General features: G+C 64.1%; 1 protein-coding gene. It reads left to right on the top strand.

Annotated elements, in window-relative coordinates; genetic code table 11:
* Positions 1–1,734, top strand: a 1,734-nt coding sequence (locus PMI15_RS25530; protein WP_007869374.1) for a hypothetical protein, incomplete at both ends; no start/stop codon positions are given.

The following is a 1,734-nucleotide window of genomic DNA, read 5'->3' as shown; positions in this document are numbered from 1 at the left end:
TGGAGAGCGACACAACATTGCTATCGGTTGTGCTCAAGCCGGTAGACAGGGAACTGATACCGCTGGCGGCAGTGCTCAAACCGGTCGATGTCGAGGACGACAGCGACGTCAGGTTGCTATTGGTGGTGCTCAGGCCCGTCGACAGGGACGTGATGCCGCTGGTCGCCGTGCTCAGGCCGGTGGACGTCGAGGTCGACAGTGAGGTGATCCGGCTGTCGGCGGTGCTCAGGCCCGTCGAGGTGGAGGTCGACAGGGAGCTGACGCCGGTCGAAGCGGACGTGGACAGCGAAGTCACGCTGCTGTTGGTGCTGCTCAATCCGGTGGACAGCGAGGAAATGCCGCTTGTGGCGGTGCTCAGGCCGGTGGACGTGGACGTGGACAGTGACGTTGTCCGGCTGTCGGCCGTGCTCAAGCCGGTTGAGGTGGACGTCGACAGGGAGGTCACGTTGCTGTTGGTGGTGCTCAGGCCGGTGGACAGGGAGCCGATGCCGGTCGAAGCCGACGTGGACAGCGACGCGACATTGCTGTCCGTGGTGCTCAGGCCCGTCGACAGGGAGGTGATACCGCTGGTGGCTGTGCTCAAACCGGTTGAGGCCGACGTCGACAGCGAGGTGACGCTGCTGTTCGTGGTGCTCAGCCCGGTGGAGAGCGAGGAGATGCCGCTTGTGGCGGTACTCAGGCCGGTGGAGGTCGACGTCGACAGCGACGCGACATTGCTGTCGGTGGTGCTGAGGCCTGTCGAGAGGGAGGTGATGCCGCTGGTTGCCGTGCTCAAGCCGGTAGACGTCGAGGTGGACAGTGACGTGGTCCGGCTGTCGGCGGTGCTCAAACCCGTCGAGGTGGAGGTCGACAGGGAACTGATGCCGGTCGAAGAGGACGTGGACAGCGAAGTCACGCTGCTGTTGGTGCTGCTCAATCCGGTGGACAGCGAGGAAATGCCGCTGGCGGCCGTGCTCAGTCCCGTCGAGGTGGAGCTGGACAGCGAACTGATGCCGGTCGAAGTCGAGGTCGACAGCGAAGTGATGCCGCTGGTGGCGGTACTCAATCCGGTTGACGTGGACGTCGAAAGAGACGTGATCCTGCTGTCCGCGGTGCTCAGGCCCGTGGATGTCGAGGTCGACAGCGAACTGACGTTGCTGTTGGTGGTGCTCAGGCCGGTGGAAAGAGAACTGGTCGACGTCGACAGGGATGCTATGCCGCTGGTCGCTGTGCTGAGGCCTGTGGACGTTGACGTCGACAGTGAGGTGACATTGCTGTCCGTCGTGCTCAAACCGGTGGACAGGGATGCAATGCCACTGCTGGCCGTGCTCAGGCCGGTGGAGGTCGAGGTCGACAGCGAGGTGACGTTGCTGTTGGTGGTGCTCAGGCCGGTGGACAGCGAACTGGTGGAAGTCGACAAGGAACCGATACCGCTGGCCGCCGTGCTCAAGCCGGTCGAAGTCGAGCTCGACAGCGACACGACGCTGCTGTTGGTGCTGCTCAGTCCGGTGGACAGCGAGCTGAAACCGGTTGAGGCCGAGGTCGACAGCGAAGTGATGCCGCTGGCGGCGGTGCTCAAGCCCGTGGACGTTGAGGTCGACAGTGAGGTGACCTTGCTGTCGGTGGTGCTCAGGCCCGTGGACAGCGAGCTGGTTGAAGTCGACAGGGACGCAATGCCGCTGGTGGCTGTGCTGAGGCCCGTGGAGGTCGAGGTCGACAGGGAACTGAGGCCCGTCGAAGCCGACGTGGACAGCG

Origin of the sequence: Polaromonas sp. CF318 (genome assembly GCF_000282655.1) — a bacterium.
GTDB lineage: Bacteria > Pseudomonadota > Gammaproteobacteria > Burkholderiales > Burkholderiaceae_C > Polaromonas.
This window is presented reverse-complemented; position numbering and strand designations above follow the sequence as displayed.